Here is a 16,302-nt window from a genome sequence, read left to right on the forward strand (position 1 = left end):
AAACTACAAAACATACCGCGACAAATCCGCGGACTTCATCAGTTCTCCCAAATTCGCTTCCACAAAGCCTGCGTCGACCACGATCTTGTCGCCTGAGCGGTCGGGGGCGGTGAAGCTGAGGTCTTCGAACACGCGTTCCATCACGGTGTAGAGCCGGCGCGCGCCGATGTTCTCGACCGTCTGGTTGACCTCGGCGGCGATGCGGGCGAGGGCGGCGATGCCGTCTTCTGTGAATTCAACCGTCACCTCCTCGGTCCCCATCAGTGCGGTGTATTGCCGGGTCAGCGCATTGTCCGTCTCGGTCAGGATGCGCACGAAATCTTCCTCGGTCAGCGCGCGCAATTCGACGCGGATGGGCAGGCGGCCTTGCAGTTCTGGCAGCAGGTCGGACGGCTTGGCGATGTGGAAGGCGCCCGAGGCGATAAAGAGGATGTGGTCGGTTTTGACGGGGCCGTATTTCGTGGACACGGTCGTGCCCTCGATCAGCGGGAGCAGGTCGCGCTGCACGCCCTCGCGGCTGACATCGGCGCCGCGGGCATCGGAGCGGGCGCAGACCTTGTCGATCTCATCGAGAAAGACGATGCCGTTCTGCTCGACCGCGTCCATGGCGGTGCGGTTGACGCTTTCGTCGTCGAGCAGTTTGTCGGCCTCTTCGCTGATGAGCAGATCATAGCTTTCGGCGACGGTCAGTTTGCGGCGCACGGTGCGGCCGCCGAAGGCTTTGCCGAAGATATCGCCGAGATTCATCATACCCATCTGGCTGCCGGGTTGACCGGGGATGTCCATCATGCCCATCGGGTTGGAATTGTCGGCGACGTCAAGTTCGATTTCGGTGTCGTCAAGCTCACCTGACTTGAGCTTTTTGCGGAACATCTCGCGCGTTGCCTCGCGGGCGTCTTCCCCGGCGATGGCCTCGATCACGCGGTCCTCGGCCTGTTGATGGGCACGGGCCTTGACGTCTTCGCGCATATGCTCACGGGTCTCGATGATGGCGGCGTCGACGAGGTCGCGGATGATCTGTTCGACGTCACGGCCGACATAGCCGACTTCGGTGAATTTGGTGGCCTCAACCTTGATAAAGGGGGCGCGGGCGAGTTTGGCGAGGCGGCGGGAGATTTCGGTTTTGCCGACGCCGGTGGGGCCGATCATGAGGATGTTCTTGGGGTACACCTCCTCTCGCAGGTCATCAGCGAGCTGCTTGCGGCGCCAGCGGTTGCGCAAGGCCACGGCGGTGGCGCGCTTGGCGTCATTCTGGCCGATGATGAAGCGGTCAAGCTCGGATACGATTTCGCGGGGCGTGAGGTCAGTCATGTGAGATCCTGCAAGAATTCAGAAGGTGCGGCATGGCCGGGTTTTGTCACTTGGAAATGGTTTCGACCGTCAGATTGCCGTTGGTGTAGACGCAGATGTCCGCCGCGATGGCCATCGCGTCGCGGGCCACCTGCTCTGCGGATTTATCGCCATCCATCATGCCGCGTGCTGCGGCCAGCGCGTAGTTGCCGCCCGAGCCGATGGCTGTCACGTCATGTTCCGGTTCCAATACGTCACCGGCACCGGTGATGACGTAAAGCTCGGCCCCGTCAGAGACGATCAGCATAGCCTCCAGTTTTTGCAGATACTTGTCGGTCCGCCAGTCTTTGGCCAGTTCGACAGATGCGCGTTGCAGTTGCCCTGGCGTGGCCTCCAGCTTGGATTCCAGCCGCTCAAGCAAAGTGAAGGCATCGGCGGTGGAGCCTGCAAAGCCAGCGACGACTTCATATCCTCCTGGAGACAGGCGGCGCACCTTGCGTGCTGTGCCTTTAATAACGGTTTGACCAAGGCTGACCTGTCCGTCGCCTGCAATGACCACTTCGCCGCCTTTTTTGACGCCGATGATCGTGGTGCCGTGCCAGCCGGGGAATTCTTTGCTCATGTCCGCTCCTGTAATTTGGCCAGACTATGAAAGCCCGATGCGCACAACGCAAGCGCGCCAAAGAAAAAGGGCCGCGGGAAACGGCCCTTTTCGAGAGAGAAACTGGGTTTAGATCGACTCTTCGATCCAGCTTTGCAGCGACGCTTTTGGGGCGGCGCCTGCACGGTTCGAGACAACCTTTCCATCCTTGAAGATAAAGAGCGCCGGAATGCCCCGCACGCCCATTTGCGACGGTGAGTTGGGGTTTTCATCCACGTTGACTTTGACAATCTTCACCTTGCCATCCATTTCGGATGACAGCTCTTCCAGAGCGGGGCCGATCTGTTTGCAGGGGCCGCACCATTCGGCCCAGAAATCCACCACAACCGGAATGTCAGAGTTTTTCACTTCGGCGTCGAAGGTGTCGTCGGTTACGGCAACGGTGGCCATGTTCAATCTCCTTGAGTGTCAGGTTCGATGAGAACCTATGTAGCTGTCGCAAGAGCGTCAAGATATATGGGTGTTGTGCAACGCATCCGTCACAAGATCGTGTGGCAGGCGCATAAGCGTTGCGGTTCGCGTCCAAAGTAGGGCGGTTTCCACCTGACGACCGGGGTAAATCTGTTGCAAAGCATGGGCATACGCCCCCATCTGCCGCAGCAGACCTTCAGGGCAGGCTTCCGGAGATTCTGGAACGGCCGCATTTGTCTTGAAATCCACAATCAGGACTTTGTCGTTCGAAAAGATCAGGCGATCGACAATGCCGTGAATACGGCGACCGGACAAAGCCTCGACAGGTGCAGAAATGGTCACTTCCGCGAGGCTATCTTGAGCAAAAAGAAATGCCAGAGCAGGCGTGGCAAGAACCTCAGACGCCTCGGCCAGCAAATGGGCTATTTTCTGTGACTCAGCCTGGTCAGGTCCGGAGGACAGCAAGTCCTCAGCGCGTGATGGCCATTGGTCAGGGGGTCACTCGGCAGGTGCTCCAGAAGCGTGTGAATTTGTCGTCCGCGTTGCTTGGCAGCTGCTTCGTCCTGGCCCTCGTCCGATGGCAGGGCTTTGGCCCCGCCAAGATCAGAGGGTGTCAGAACTTCTTTGATTTTATCTGGATTAGAGACTGTTTTTGCGAAAACTTCCGGCAGCTTTGGTATTGTGCCTTCTTCTGATGATGCATCTTCTGTCATGGTCGCGGGCCATGCTCCGTCTTCAAGACGAAGACCTGTTCCGTTGGCAAAGTCATGCGCCTCTGCTTGAGCCGCGAGAAGACCGGCCTGCACTTTGCTGTACCAATCCGCTTTTTCTTTATCGAGATCACCTGCAGCGGCGACGATCAACCATTGCTCGGCGCGCGTCATAGCGACGTACAGCAAACGATCTCTTTCAGCATTTTGCATGGCGAGCTCTGCGTCCCGCGCGTCTCGCAGCGCCGCCGGAAGGTCATCCTTGGCGGGTCGCCAAAATGGCAACTTGTTTTGAACGACGATTTGCGAATCCAGCCGGACGTCGCGTTTCGCACAATCAGGCAGGATGACGATCGGGGACTCCAGACCCTTGGCCCCATGCACGGTCATCACGCGGATGCGGTCCCCCGCGGCGTCCATCTGGCGTTTGATTTCGAGCTTGTCCGCCTCCATCCACACAAGAAACCCTGTAAGGCTGTCGACGGACCGACTTTCGAAAGTCATAGCGAGGCCTAGAAGAGCATCGATGCCGTCTTCTGCCTCTGTACCCAGTCGCGACAATAACAAGTGTCGACCACGATGCCGCGTCAGACTGCGCTCCAAGAGATCATACGGCCGCAGAAAGTCCGCCCTGTCGCGCAGATCGTCAAGAATCGAGACTGTTTCAGCAAAATCCGCTTTTCGGTCACGCAGTTCGGCCCAGAGATATTTCTGCTTGCGTGCATGGGCGAGGTCGAACAGCTCTGCTTCGCTCCAGCCAAAAAGCGGAGAGCGCAAAACAGCGGCAAGCGAAAGATCATCCTCTGGTGTGGCGAGAAAAGAAAGCAATGCAAGCAAATCGCGCACGGCCAATTCTGCCGTCACGCGAAGCCGGTCTGAGCCTGCAACAGGCAGTCCGAGCGCTTTGCATTCGCGGATGATCTCGTGGAAAATCTTGGATCTTCGCTGCACGAGGATGAGCACATCTCCGGCATTGATCAGCCGCGTGGCTGTACTATCGTCGTTCGGAAGTGGCGTGCCGATCATTGACTTGATCTGATGTGCAATGCTGCGGGCCAGCTCAGTGGCCGGGTCATCTTCGGACAACACGTCGACCGGCATGTACCAATCCGGTGGCTCTGGTGTTTTTGGCTTTTCGAATACGGGCCAAAGATCAACGCGGCCCGGCATTTCAGCTTTGAACGCCTTGTGCGGCTCGCGTTGGGTAAAACCGCTTGCCTTATGGTTCGAAAAGGTCTGATCCACCGCCTGAAGGATCGTATGAGCGGAGCGAAATGAATACTCCATCTCCATATCCTGCAGAGAGGTATTGGCATGGGCCAACCGCGCGGAAAAATCCGCCTTCATGCGGTCAAACCCGTCTGGATCAGCCCCCTGAAAAGAGTAGATTGACTGTTTCTTGTCCCCAACCACAAAGATCGTGCGATTCTTGTCGGGTTGCGCACCCTGCCCGGCTGTAAATTCCGAAGTCAGCCGTTCAATCAGATCCCATTGTTCAGGGCTATTGTCCTGTGCTTCGTCGATGAGAATGTGATCAATCCCACCGTCGAGTTTGTAGAGCACCCAGTCGGCAACCTTGCGATCTGTCAGGAGATCACGCGCCTTGAGAATTAGATCGTCAAAATCAAGCTGAGCCTGTCGAAGTTTGGCCTCTTGGTAAGTCTTGAGAAAAACGGTCGCAAAGTCATGAAGCACGACCGTTTTCTGTGCTGTTTCCAGAGCTAGAAGAACCTGTTTAGCCTCTGACACCCGATCCATAAACGCATGCAGTTGGTCGATGATCGGCGTAAGCTGAGCGATCGCATTTTTGTGGTTGCTTTGCGGAAAATTGGTCGACTTGGATGACCATTTCAGGTTGGAGCCACTTGAGCTTTTGTAAAGAAACAGATCGAAGAGCGTCTCAAGATCGCTCTCTTTCGGCGCCTGAATATCCACTGTCGCAAGACGCTCTGCCATTGCTGGATAGAAAGCGCCGCCGATACTGCGCATAAGCTCAAGCAACTGTGGCCAAAAAACGCTTTCTGTGCCGTCAAAAGCTGTATGAAGCGCCAGGGCCTCTGATGCCTTTTCCGGCAGGTTTAGAGCCTGATATATGTCCTTTCGGCACATCTTGCGGAAGGCATCGCGATGCTTTGCGATGTCCTGTGTCAGGGACGCAAGGCTTTCGCCACTGAATTGCCGCGCAAGCGCGTGCAGACTGTCTCTTTCTGTTCCGGAGGCGATGCTTTCGATGATCTCTTCGCGCAGTTTTTGATCTGCGCGCTCGTCCATCTCAACAAAATTGGGAGAGATCCCAGCCTCCAGCGGAAAGCGGCGCAGGAGGGATGAACAAAACGAGTGGATCGTCTGAATCTTGAGACCGCCGGGTGTTTCTATGGCAATCGCAAAGAGGCGGCGGGCATTGCCAAGCTCTTGGGTAGAAATCTCCCCATCAATGCCGAGCGACTCTAGCTCTTTACGGAGTTTCGCATCCGGCAGCATCGCCCAGGCCCCAAGCCGTTCGAACAACCGGTTTTGCATTTCTGCCGCGGCGGCTTTGGTGAAAGTCAGGCATAAGATGTGCTGTGGGTCGACGCCCTCTAGAAGCAAGCGTGCCACGCGATCTGTCAGAACCTTGGTCTTGCCAGAGCCCGCATTGGCCGAAAGCCAGGTCGAACGGCCCGGCAGGGCCGCATCAATTTGGCGTTGGGTGGGCAAGTCGCGCATTACCCCACCTTTTCCGGATTGGGGCTGTCCACCTGTTCCCATTCGCCAAAGCGGGAAAGATGATCATAATCGCCAACCGCTTCGATCTTTTGTACGGCCCGGCGCGACACGAAACCCTGATCATCCTGGAGGTACTGCGCGATCAAACGGTTCAGCTTGGACCACGTGTCAGCTGGCGACTCTTCTTCAAGCGGTGCGTGGCTTTGCCCGGGTTTATTGCCCAGAGCTACATAGGTGGCCTGAGCTATGGGCGATGGTGGAATATTTTCAAAACCTGCACGCTCGGCAATAGCGGCTTCGAGCAAGAGCTGTTTGTCGAAATTTAGCTGTTCCGCTTTCGTTGGCGCCGATCCGGTTTTGTAATCGTAAATGTAGAGGTTACCGTCTGGACCAATGTCGATACGATCCGCCTTGGCGGTCAGGGTAAAGCCAAGCGCAGGCATGTCTGCGGCGCCCAACGTTTCAAAGGCTGATGGATGGGCAAGCGTGCGGCGCTCGAGCTCTGTTTCGATGAACCAGTCGGCCACGCGGTCAATCCGGGCCTGCCACAAGGCTCTGGCCTCGGCCCAATGCACGTTTTCATTCAGGACGCTGGCCGTGACGTCTCTGAGATTTTGCGCAGTAAGTTGATCTTGTGATGCTGCGGTGTCCCGAACGAAAGTTTCAAAAATCTCATGAAGCACCGTGCCTCGCAAAAGCGCGTCGGGCATACGCATCAGAGAATTGAGCGGCCTCAGCCTCAGGACATGGCGCGCATAGACGGCATAGGGATCACGGATAAGGCGTTTGATATCTGTCACAGACAGTTTGCGTGGCCGGAATTTTGACGGCGGACAGGGAGCAGGACGTAGGGCAACAGGTTTCTCATCAGGCTGTTCGAGCATTCGAACCAAACTGAGCCAATGCTGCCCGCGGCTTCGCATGTCGACAAATGCTTGTTTTCCATGTCCTTCTGGCAATCCACAGACAAGGTTTTGCAAGCGATTGAGCCAACGCGATGGAACTGTTTGTGCGTCCTCTGTGCGCAAGGATCGGGTCAACCAGACATCGCGCGTACAGATCGCCTGTTGGAAATCATGTGCCGACAGCCCGATACGACGTTCAGGCAAGGTCAGGCCAACCTGCTTGCGCATGTCGCGATTGAGCCACGGGTCTTGCGGCGGCGCTTCGGGCCAGATGCCCTCGTTCAAGCCGGCCAGAATCAAAAGCTCAGCACCCTGCACACGTGCCTCAAGCGTGCCCCAGATCAGGACCTGAGTATGTGGAGCATCTGCGCTGCGAACGGATTCTCGTGACAAGATCGCGTTAAAGAGATGCGCGTAATCGCTGGCATTGAGAGCGCCGCTTGCCGATGCGTGTTCGGCCAAGTTAGAGACTGTTTTTAGACTTTCTTCACCTGCTTCGCCCTTCCATAGCTTGACCTGGCCCTCCGTAGTTTGACCGCGCGCAATAGCTTCACTGATTGCGATATGGCGCGTGATCCTGTCCGCGACGGAGACAGGGTCTGGAGCTTGATGATCTAGAAGATTTTCGATGACCCACTGACACCAGCCGGCGGCGTCCACGCTCTCTTGATGCAAAGCCCATTCGCGCATGATGTCGGCAGTGGGAGCCGGACAACCACGCTTGCGAAGGTAAAGTTCCAGTTCTCGTGTAAAGCGTAAATGTGGACCGCGATCCGTGGTGCTGTGGGTCAGGGGGTGTTTTAACAGCGTGAAGAGCTGTTCCGTTGTGGCAGGCGCACGGAAGAGGTCGGCAACATGGCGCATGAACCGGCCGGGCGCGGATAGCTGCAAAGGGATGCCTGCACTGTCATCGGGCACAATATTCCAACGATCCAAAGCAGCAGTGACCTGACGCGTTAGAGTTCGGTCGGTTGATATCATGGCCGCTGTGACGCCATCTTCAACCGCCTGACGCAGGCGCATGGCAATACACAGCGCTTCTACTCTGGGCGAGGGAGCTTCGAGAAGGGTGATTTGTTTGGTTGCGTCGTTAATGTCTCGTTCCAATTCAGGACCATCGCGCAACCATTGATCCGTCACTGGGGCAGGGCGCATAGCGAGCGAAACAAGACGGTTGCGCGCAGGGATTGAGGGCTGGCAGTCGGGCCATTGCAAAACATCCTTTGGATGAGCCCCCAACCGGGACATAAGGTCGGCAAACCGGAACTGCGGGTGATCCTCAGCAGCACCCCGTTCGATCAACTCATCCCAAACATCTTTTGGCTGATCAAAATCAAACCCTGGCAGCACGACTTTGCCCTTTGGCAGTCGCGCCACGGCCTGAATGAGAGTCTGGGTCGGCCCGCGTGAACCCGTGGACCCAGCCAGAATGACAGGATGATCAGGCGGATTTTCCTGCCATTCCTGTGCCAGGTGCCCGATGACCAGTCTTTGGCGGCATTCGCGATCCGGCGGACCAGCATCAAGATCGAAATAGGGTCTGATAATGCGCAAAAAGGCCAGAATTCGCGCCCAATGACCAGATTGATCGCTGATGTCGATGTCTTCGATTTCTTCAGGCCGTACACCTTGCGCCTGCATCTCATCCATTAAACCGGCAAGGCTGTCAGCCAGACTATAGAGATTTGCCCGGGGGCGAGATCGGGCTCAGCCTCCAACAGACGGCCGACAAGCTGGACCAGTTCCAAACGTCTCCGCAGCGGCGGCACCGGTTGGGGCAGTTGCGTTGTTGCGTAGGTTTCAGCAAAGTCAGTGACCAGGCTAATACGGGGCAAAAGGCAGGGTGGGCCTGCGTCAAACAGCGCCCGCATCCTGCGTGCCATACGGCGCGTGTTGACGATGAGCCTGACACGCGCCAGAGCCTCTGGCGGCTGATGCTGGTACTCTTTGCGCAACGCGTCCACCACAGCCATAGGAAAATCCGCGCCGAGCGGCACGCCGTAGACCTGTAGGGGACGAGACGTATCAGACATCGCCGTGCCTCAGAAACTCTTCGGCCAAAACCACTCCGGCAGGTGAGCCAACATCGCACCACCGGCCCGGATAGGTGACAGCGCAAAGCCGCGCTTCTGCAATCAGCCGATTCCACACCAGGTTCAAAGAAAAGACCGTTTCTGGAACATCGGCCACAGACGCGGTCTTGATAATTTGCAGCCCGGTGTAGATCACGCCTGGCCCTCTGATCGCGCGGCTTTCGGACTCGATCACAAAATCCCCCGCACCAGAATGGCCTATCGCGTTTTCCTGCGGCACACAGAGCAAAAGCGCATCCATCCTCTCCGGATCCCACATGTTCGCAAGACAGCTCAATGGATTGGGCCCACGCCAAACAGCATCCGTGTTCATCGTGAAAACGGTTTCGCGTGTCAGCAGGGGTAGAGCCGCTTTCAAACCGCCGCCAGTGTCGAGAATGTCAGGTTCTTCGCGCGAAAAGAGAACGCCAGACCCCGCCAAATGAGCCTCTAGTGCTTCAGGCAGATAGTGCAGGTTGCACAAGACGCGTTTGGCACCGAAGTCGCGAACCTGATCACGTGCATAGTCAATCAGCGGACGGCCCGATACCTCCACCAAAGGCTTGGGACGCGTCTTGGTCAGATGTTGCATGCGCGTCCCAAAGCCCGCGGCAAAAAGCATTACGGTGTCTGGGCGCATTTCTCTTCCAATGTGCTGAGTGCTTTTGCTGAGGGTTCCGGCAGTATCTCCATCACCAGAGTCTGCAAGCTTTCCAGTTTTGGATGCGCAAGGTCACGTAAAAGCAAAGTCCAAACACGGGGAATGTATGCAATGTATCCTGGCTTACCATCACGCATGCAAAGACGGGCGAAAACACCAAGAATGCGAAGATTCCTCTGTGCTCCCCAAACGGCATAGGCCGTTTTGAACTGTTCTTCGTTCTGATCTGTATTGGCGATGTAGCGATCAAGCATTTTCGTCTCGATCTCTAGCGGCACGTTGCGACGAGCGTCTTGGAGCAAGGACACTAGATCGTACGACCTATGCCCGGTCAACGCGTCCTGAAAGTCCAAAAGACCCACGCGATGATGATCCGTGCGCTCTGGACGCCAAAGCAGGTTTTCGGAATGATAATCTCTTTGCACCAAAACATCGCACTCAGGCGCGTGTGTGGTGATCAAACGTGCCATTTCGGCACTCAACTGCTCCTGCGCAGTGGTTTTTTCTGTGCCTGAAATCCCGAATGCGTACCAATCACTGGCCAGAGCGGCTAGCTGTGCTGCTGTTTGGGCATCATAGGTTCCAAGACCCTTAGGCGGAGCGTGCCGATGCAGCTCAATCAAAAGATCGGTCGCGGCGGTATAAAGTTCGGTCTCCAGGTCCGGTTGCGACTTCGCAAGGCGCGCAAAAAGATCATCGCCCAAATCCTCCAGGAGCAGGAACCCATTGGTTTCGTCCTGTGTGATAATTTCGGGGGCGCCAAGACCCACGCCACGCAAATACTTGGCAATGCGGACAAAAGGGCGGATATCCTCTCCCTTTGACGGCGGCGCATCCATGAGAACAATGGTTTTGCCATCAGGTAATTTGAGACGGAAATATCGCCTGTTTGACGCGTCACCCGCTAGGTTAACGCATGGAGCGCAGGACAAACCGTTGTCCTCCAAAAAGCGAGCTATCTGATCTTTGCGCCTAGTCATCGGCAATCTCGTTCATCAGGCTGTCCCAGCGCGTATCTTGCCATGTGATCAAAAGGTTTCGGTCCTCTTCATGCATACCACTGGAAAACGCCAGGTTCAGAGCCGAATCTGGAGCCATATCGCCAAGCCGATCCGGCCACTCCACCAGACAAATCATATCGGAAAAGGCCTCCAGCAAACCAAGCTCAACGACCTCGGACTTGGTCTCAAGACGATAGAGATCGACGTGCCAAACGTCTCCGCGAGTCGTTTCATAGGCTTGTACAATGGTGAAAGTCGGTGACGGGATATCTTCGGGTACAGGCAGGATTTCGGAAAGGAGTTCCCGGGCGAAAAAGGTCTTTCCAGCGCCAATCTCACCACTCATCAACAGCGTATCCCCTGGTTCCAGGAACACTGCCAGACGTCTCGCCAATGCACCGGTGGCTTCGGGATCAGGTAGGGTGATGTTTGTTGAGCGGCGAGGCATGCCGGAACACTACACACACGCGCGAAGCCTGCAAGCGGCGGGTATCAGGCGGTTGCGGCTTTGAGCTCGGAAGAAGGAAGGGTTGCGTGCCTGTTCTGGCTGATCGAGATGTTCATTGAGTTGCCCGGCAATAGCTCAACAGAGCACAAGTAATCCGTTCCATTTTTGCATGTGACCACGCGCTCAAGTTCAGTTCGGCCGAGAATTGCCTTTTCACACGCATCCCAGAACCAGACATGCGGCAATTTCTCGTCGCACGTAACAAGGAAGTCCTTGAGCGACATTTCTGCGAATGAAGAGTCCGGGTCTATTCCAAGGAAGTCAGAACATGCGCGATTGCATAAGAGAATAGAATTGTTTGGCCCGGTAATCGCAATGGCATGCGTCACGACGTCAAGTGCGGCCTGCCGAAGATCAATTTGACTGCGGAACCGTCGGGTCAAAGCAACCTCATCAGATATATCCTCAAACAAAAAGGCAACCGCCCCATCCGGATGCGGTCGCCCGGTGATGCGATAGGTCATGCCGTTCGGCAGCGACCAATCATCGATATAGAGGCCCTCACTCGCGCTTTTGATCATTGCGTTCATTTGGTTGCGCCAAGATCCATAGTTTTTTGGCTCCGGCATCATATTGCTGTCACGTAATCGATCAAAGACTTCGGCAAGATGCGGCTGGCCGGACAGGAAGGACGGATTGAGCCCCGTTAGATCCAACAGCGCAGGGTTGAAAAGCGCAAGGCGCTGGTTTTGATCGAATACCGCCAAGCCAGTTGTCAGATTGGCAAAAGTTTTTGTGAGTGTCTGGATGAATTCGCGCCGCGCTTTTTCGGCATTCACCACCTGCGTGACATCGCTAACATAGAGCACCTGGCAATCTTCACGGTCCAGATGATTGAGCTCTAGGTAGGTTTCTACCTGACCATGTTGCGCAGGGAGGTGTACGCGCTTGCCGTTCTCAAGACAAACCGGTGCTTTTATCAAAAGCTCAGCCTGCTCTTCGGAAAACTCCGCGAAGCTCTGATTATACCATGCGGTTTCGTGGATTTTGTCAAAAACACGGATTGCACAAGGCGTTTCATTTAGTACCGCACCAAAACGCGCGACAAAAGTTTCCAGCTCTCTGGCCCGATGTGCCCCTGATGGGTCTTGTTCTGAGGGGTCCTTGAGCTGCACCCGTTGAACATCTTGCAGCCCAGACAGAACCAAGACAGCAAGGTCTTCTTTGTCAGTTGCCGGAAATTCGCGGTGCTCTCCATCCTTTAGTTCGCGCAGTTGCGTTGGAAGAGAGCCAAACCTGCGGCCCAACCAAGATCGCAGGTGGCGCCATTCCGACACCTCGACATCGTCCGACCAGGGAAGCTTGCGCAGCACACAGTCGGAGTCCGTAAGCCGCTCATCTTTGAAAAGAAATGTCGCCAACCGGACAGGCTCAGCGCCAGCCGCAGCTGTTTCAACGCGGAACCTCTGAGCCACAGCGCTTAGATACCAAAGAATGGCAAAAACAATCAGGCTGGCGCTAAGAATGGCGACAAGAATCCAAGGCGTGCTGAGGTACTGCATGGTATCCCCTGCTGTACGGCTTTTACTTAGATTGCGCTTAGAAGGTTAACCTTTCGTTAACGTCACAGGGCCGAGTTGGCGCTAAATCTCTATCGGCACGTTGCTTCCCAGCGATCGCCGGTCAGCCCATGCTGCTTCTTCCAATCGTTCTCGCGGCCAAGTGACCTCGACGAATGCGCCCTTGCGCTCTGCAAAGTCCGCCCGGTTCGTGAAAGTGTCTGATCCGTTGGCAAAACTCAATTCAGCACCTGACCGTTCCAGAAGCGTTTTGGCAATAAACAAACCAAGCCCCATGCCCTCATACTCGGGGCGTTGCGGATCGGTCTGGGGCGTGCGCTTGCGCATGAAGGGCTCTCCAATGCGACCAAGATACTGAACCGGGTAGCCTTTGCCATCATCCATGATCCGCACTGTAATCGATTGATCCGTCCAATCGCTATCAACCCAGACACGCCGCTCGGAAAAATCGACTGCGTTTTGGATGAGGTTGCGAACACCATGAATAACCTCAGGCCGCCGCAATATGGTTGGTTGGGTGCTCGGGTCGACATCCTTGGACACCGCGTCAAACAAAAGTTCCTTACCACGATCCAAATGCGGCTCTGCGGCTTCTTCAATGACAGCGGTCAAAGGCGCGCGACGCAGGTGAAGGTCATCTTTTCCCGCCCGTCCCATAGAGCGCAGAATGTCGCGACATCTGTCGGCTTGTTCTTTGATCAAGAGCGCGTCGTCACGCAGATCTTCGTCTTCCGTCAGCTCTTCGGCCAACTCCGAACTTGTAAGTTTTATGGTCGCCAGAGGAGTCCCAAGCTCATGCGCCGCAGCAGCCACGACGCCACCCAGATCGGTAAGCTTTTGCTCTCGGGCCAAAGCCATTTGCGTGGCCTGCAGAGCCTCTGACATGGCATGCATTTCTGAGACCAGACGACGCGCATAAACGCCAAGGAATGCCACCGCGATGACAATCGCAATCCAGTTTCCGAATAAAAAGATGTCTGGCATGCTGAGTGTCACGCCATTTTGATCGGTCAGCGAAATGTAGAACCACGACAAAACCGAGGTGATGACGACCGCACAAAATCCAAGAAAAATTGTGGAACGAGTGCTCAGTGCAGACGCAGATACAATCACAGGACCCACAATAAGAATTGAGAAGGGATTGTGCAGCCCGCCCGTCAAATAAAGCAAAAGCCCGAGCTGCAACATGTCGAACAGCACGAATAAGAGCGTTTCACCCTCGGATAAGCGTTTGTTTTCAGGAAAAATAAACCCGGCAACCACATTGGTGATCACAGACACACCAACGACGAAGTAGCACAGCCCATATTCCAGTGAGAGATTCAGAATGTGCTGCGCGACCAATAACGCGCCGAATTGACCCGCAACGGCCCACCACCTTAACAAGATAAGAGTGCGCAACCGAATCCAGTTGCGATCGGCTCTTCTGGCGGTTGGATTGATTGGAGCGTCAGACATGCGGCGTGAGGTCTCTCTTTCCAAGGTATTTTGATAAGCTTAGATAGGTGTCACAACAATCTATTTCGAAAAAAAGCGGAGGCTTATCATGACGCGGCTCATAGCAATGCTGGCAGGTGTGGCCGTGGTTGGCCTTGTTGCAATCACATACCTTTTGACTGCTGGCGCCTCTTCAGATGACCAGTTTGCGCAATGCAGGGCCACGCAAGTGGCCGGCGGGACCTCCGAAATCGGCGGGCCGTTTACATTGGTCAGTGAAACGGGAGAAACCGTAACGGACGAGGACGTTATTGATCAACCGACATTGATTTATTTTGGATACACGTTCTGTCCCGATGTTTGCCCGATTGATATTGTAAACAACACCGTTGCCATCGACATACTTGAAGACAAAGGTCTGCAGGTGAAGCCGGTGTTTATTTCAGTAGATCCCAAACGAGATACGCCCGAAGTGATGGCGGACTTTACTGAAAACGTTCATCCCAGATTACTTGGGCTGACGGGAAGCGACGAGCAGGTCAAGGCCGCGAGCGAGGCCTATCGCACTTACTACAAGGCTCAGGACGGCGACGATGAATATTATTTGGTCGATCATTCGACCTTCTCCTATCTGACCTTGCCGGAAGTCGGATTTGTTGAATTTTTCAGACGAGGCACCGAGCCCGAGGCAATGGCCGACACAATTGCCTGCTTTCTCGAAGCTGCTTGACGCTGCGATAGTTTGACGCATCTGCTTGAGGGCGTTACACAATCTGAGCGCTGCAGGAGGAGAAGTGAATGGCGTCTGATCTGCGAGAGATTAGCGGCGACAAGTCTTTGTTGCTTGTTGATGATGATGAACCGTTTCTGCGGCGTCTGGCAAAAGCCATGGAAAAACGTGGTTTCGAAGTGGAAACGGCTGGATCCGTAGCCGCCGGTCAAGCGATCGCGACAGCGCGTCCCCCCGCGTATGCAGTGTGCGACCTGCGGCTGGAAGATGGCAATGGGCTTGATGTCGTTGAGACCATTCGGGAGAAGCGTCCAGACAGCCGTATCGTTGTTTTGACCGGATACGGGGCGATTGCCACGGCGGTCGCAGCAGTCAAAATCGGGGCGACCGACTATCTTTCGAAACCTGCAGATGCCACGGACATTACCAACGCCCTGTTGGCTAGTGACGACGAGATGCCGCCGCCACCGGAAAACCCGATGAGCGCAGATCGCGTGCGCTGGGAGCACATTCAGCGCGTTTATGAATTGTGTGATCGCAATGTTTCGGAAACTGCGCGTCGCTTGAATATGCATCGCAGAACACTTCAGCGTATCCTCGCAAAACGCTCACCGCGCTAACGCTCAGAGGTCATAACGTTTACATACCCGGTCGACGATCGTGCCGTCGGCCAGTTGGGTATTTGGGATACGCTTGTAGTCCTCAAACCCACGGCTCTGGTAATACGTCAGCCCGCTTTCATTGTCCGCGCGGATGGTGGCGTTGAGCCACGTGAATCCAAGCTTGCGTGCCTCGGTCTTGGTCCTTTCAAAGAGTTTTGAGCCGATGCCATGGCCTGTCTTGCCCAGCTTCACAAAGGTCGCGATATCCGCGGCGTCTTCCGGTAGGGTTTTGTGCGGCATTATGTTCTGAAAACCAAGTATCTCGCCCATATCGTCTTCTGCCAGAATCCAAGCAGTTCGGCCTGTATAGAGCCGCATTTCAGCCTCTAGCATATCAGGTCCAAAAGGTTTGGTATGTGCGGTTGTTCCACCTTTTGCGACTATCGCATTCAGAAGCTCGGTCATCTGACGAGTATCAGAGGCACCCGCAGGGCGTATATGGATCACGTGCATTTCTCCAGTAGCTCCACATGTCGGGCGACAAATGCGGCGCGTGTCTCCATCGGCGGACGCAGAACGATGTCTTCTGATGCTATGAAATCTGCATCAGGCTGCCCAAAAAACCGGTTGGCTTCATCCTCAGTGAATCCTGCGATTTTTGTGGCCTCCATCCACGCGCTGATCTTATCGGCCTTTTTGATCTGCTTTTTGACGATCACGGGCAGGACAGCTGGCAAGCCGAATTTGATGTGAACAGCCGCGCTCAGACGTTTATCAAGTTCGTCATATCCAGGGCCTACTGCGGCTTTGACTGGAGAGATCATGTCACCGATCACATATTCCGGCGCATCATGCAGCAGGGCGGCGAGTTGCCATTTTGGGTCGGGTTTTGCAACCAGACGGGAATACAGCCGCTCAACCAAAAGCGAATGTTCAGCAACAGAATAGGCAAAATCGCCCAAGGTCTGGCCATTCCAGCGCGCCACGAAGCTAAGCCCGTGCGCAATGTCTTCAATTTCAATATCAAACGGCGTGGGATCCAACAGGTCCAGTCGACGACCTGAGAGCATCTTTTGCCAGGCGCGGGC

General features: G+C 55.4%; 16 protein-coding genes. 2 read left to right on the forward strand and 14 right to left on the reverse strand.

Features of this window, described 5'->3' with window-relative positions; genetic code table 11:
* Nucleotides 1–3: 3 nt before the first annotated feature.
* The 12 genes from hslU to regB form a co-directional block, all read right to left on the reverse strand.
* Nucleotides 4–1,311, reverse strand: coding sequence for an ATP-dependent protease ATPase subunit HslU (gene hslU / locus RZS32_RS07605; protein WP_317056413.1), 1,308 nt, complete (start codon nt 1,309–1,311; stop codon nt 4–6).
* Between the two features lie 46 nt (nt 1,312–1,357).
* On the reverse strand, nt 1,358–1,912 hold the full coding sequence (gene hslV, locus RZS32_RS07610; protein ID WP_317056414.1) for an ATP-dependent protease subunit HslV: 555 nt from the start codon (nt 1,910–1,912) through the stop codon (nt 1,358–1,360).
* A gap of 108 nt (nt 1,913–2,020) precedes the next feature.
* Entirely contained in the window at nt 2,021–2,341 is a 321-nt protein-coding gene (gene trxA, locus RZS32_RS07615) for a thioredoxin (protein WP_317056415.1), read from the reverse strand.
* A gap of 57 nt (nt 2,342–2,398) precedes the next feature.
* Nucleotides 2,399–2,779 carry a PD-(D/E)XK nuclease family protein gene (locus tag RZS32_RS07620; RefSeq protein WP_339106870.1) on the reverse strand — a complete coding sequence of 127 codons (381 nt, stop codon included), beginning with the start codon at nt 2,777–2,779 and terminating at the stop codon, nt 2,399–2,401.
* A gap of 5 nt (nt 2,780–2,784) precedes the next feature.
* A complete protein-coding gene (addA, locus tag RZS32_RS07625; RefSeq protein WP_422395944.1) occupies nt 2,785–5,778 on the reverse strand; it encodes a double-strand break repair helicase AddA in 2,994 nt (997 codons plus the stop codon).
* Nucleotides 5,778–8,333, reverse strand: a complete 2,556-nt coding sequence (gene addB, locus RZS32_RS07630; protein WP_339106872.1) for a double-strand break repair protein AddB — start codon at nt 8,331–8,333, stop codon at nt 5,778–5,780. Before addB ends, addA begins: the two co-directional genes overlap by 1 nt.
* On the reverse strand, nt 8,333–8,716 hold the full coding sequence (locus RZS32_RS07635; protein WP_339106873.1) for a hypothetical protein: 384 nt from the start codon (nt 8,714–8,716) through the stop codon (nt 8,333–8,335). Before RZS32_RS07635 ends, addB begins: the two co-directional genes overlap by 1 nt.
* Nucleotides 8,709–9,395 (reverse strand): nucleotidyltransferase family protein, encoded by a 687-nt coding sequence (locus RZS32_RS07640; protein WP_317056418.1) that lies wholly within the window; start codon nt 9,393–9,395, stop codon nt 8,709–8,711. Before RZS32_RS07640 ends, RZS32_RS07635 begins: the two co-directional genes overlap by 8 nt.
* Complete coding sequence (locus tag RZS32_RS07645; RefSeq protein WP_317056419.1) at nt 9,377–10,396, reverse strand: aminoglycoside phosphotransferase family protein; 1,020 nt, start codon at nt 10,394–10,396, stop codon at nt 9,377–9,379. The genes RZS32_RS07640 and RZS32_RS07645 overlap by 19 nt, the downstream gene beginning before the upstream one ends.
* Entirely contained in the window at nt 10,389–10,865 is a 477-nt protein-coding gene (tsaE, locus tag RZS32_RS07650; protein WP_317056420.1) for a tRNA (adenosine(37)-N6)-threonylcarbamoyltransferase complex ATPase subunit type 1 TsaE, read from the reverse strand. The genes RZS32_RS07645 and tsaE overlap by 8 nt, the downstream gene beginning before the upstream one ends.
* 44 nt (nt 10,866–10,909) lie before the next feature.
* A complete protein-coding gene (locus tag RZS32_RS07655; protein WP_317056421.1) occupies nt 10,910–12,427 on the reverse strand; it encodes a PAS-domain containing protein in 1,518 nt (505 codons plus the stop codon).
* A gap of 81 nt (nt 12,428–12,508) precedes the next feature.
* Nucleotides 12,509–13,903, reverse strand: coding sequence for a sensor histidine kinase RegB (regB, locus tag RZS32_RS07660; protein ID WP_317056422.1), 1,395 nt, complete (start codon nt 13,901–13,903; stop codon nt 12,509–12,511).
* Nucleotides 13,904–13,991: 88 nt separating this feature from the next.
* Between regB and RZS32_RS07665 the strand changes: the two genes are divergently transcribed.
* Both RZS32_RS07665 and RZS32_RS07670 read left to right on the forward strand, forming a co-directional pair.
* Nucleotides 13,992–14,612 (forward strand): SCO family protein, encoded by a 621-nt coding sequence (locus RZS32_RS07665; RefSeq protein WP_317056423.1) that lies wholly within the window; start codon nt 13,992–13,994, stop codon nt 14,610–14,612.
* Nucleotides 14,613–14,680: 68 nt separating this feature from the next.
* Nucleotides 14,681–15,232 carry an ActR/PrrA/RegA family redox response regulator transcription factor gene (locus RZS32_RS07670; protein ID WP_317056424.1) on the forward strand — a complete coding sequence of 184 codons (552 nt, stop codon included), beginning with the start codon at nt 14,681–14,683 and terminating at the stop codon, nt 15,230–15,232.
* A gap of 3 nt (nt 15,233–15,235) precedes the next feature.
* Here the strand turns inward: RZS32_RS07670 and RZS32_RS07675 are convergent, their stop codons facing one another.
* Complete coding sequence (locus RZS32_RS07675; RefSeq protein WP_317056425.1) at nt 15,236–15,727, reverse strand: GNAT family N-acetyltransferase; 492 nt, start codon at nt 15,725–15,727, stop codon at nt 15,236–15,238.
* The gene (locus RZS32_RS07680) at nt 15,718–16,284 is read right to left on the reverse strand and encodes an HD family hydrolase (protein ID WP_317057862.1); all 567 of its coding nucleotides are present in this window, start codon (nt 16,282–16,284) and stop codon (nt 15,718–15,720) included. Before RZS32_RS07680 ends, RZS32_RS07675 begins: the two co-directional genes overlap by 10 nt.
* Nucleotides 16,285–16,302: the final 18 nt, after the last annotated feature.

This window comes from Roseovarius sp. W115 (assembly GCF_032842945.2).
GTDB classification, from domain to species: domain Bacteria; phylum Pseudomonadota; class Alphaproteobacteria; order Rhodobacterales; family Rhodobacteraceae; genus Roseovarius; species Roseovarius rhodophyticola.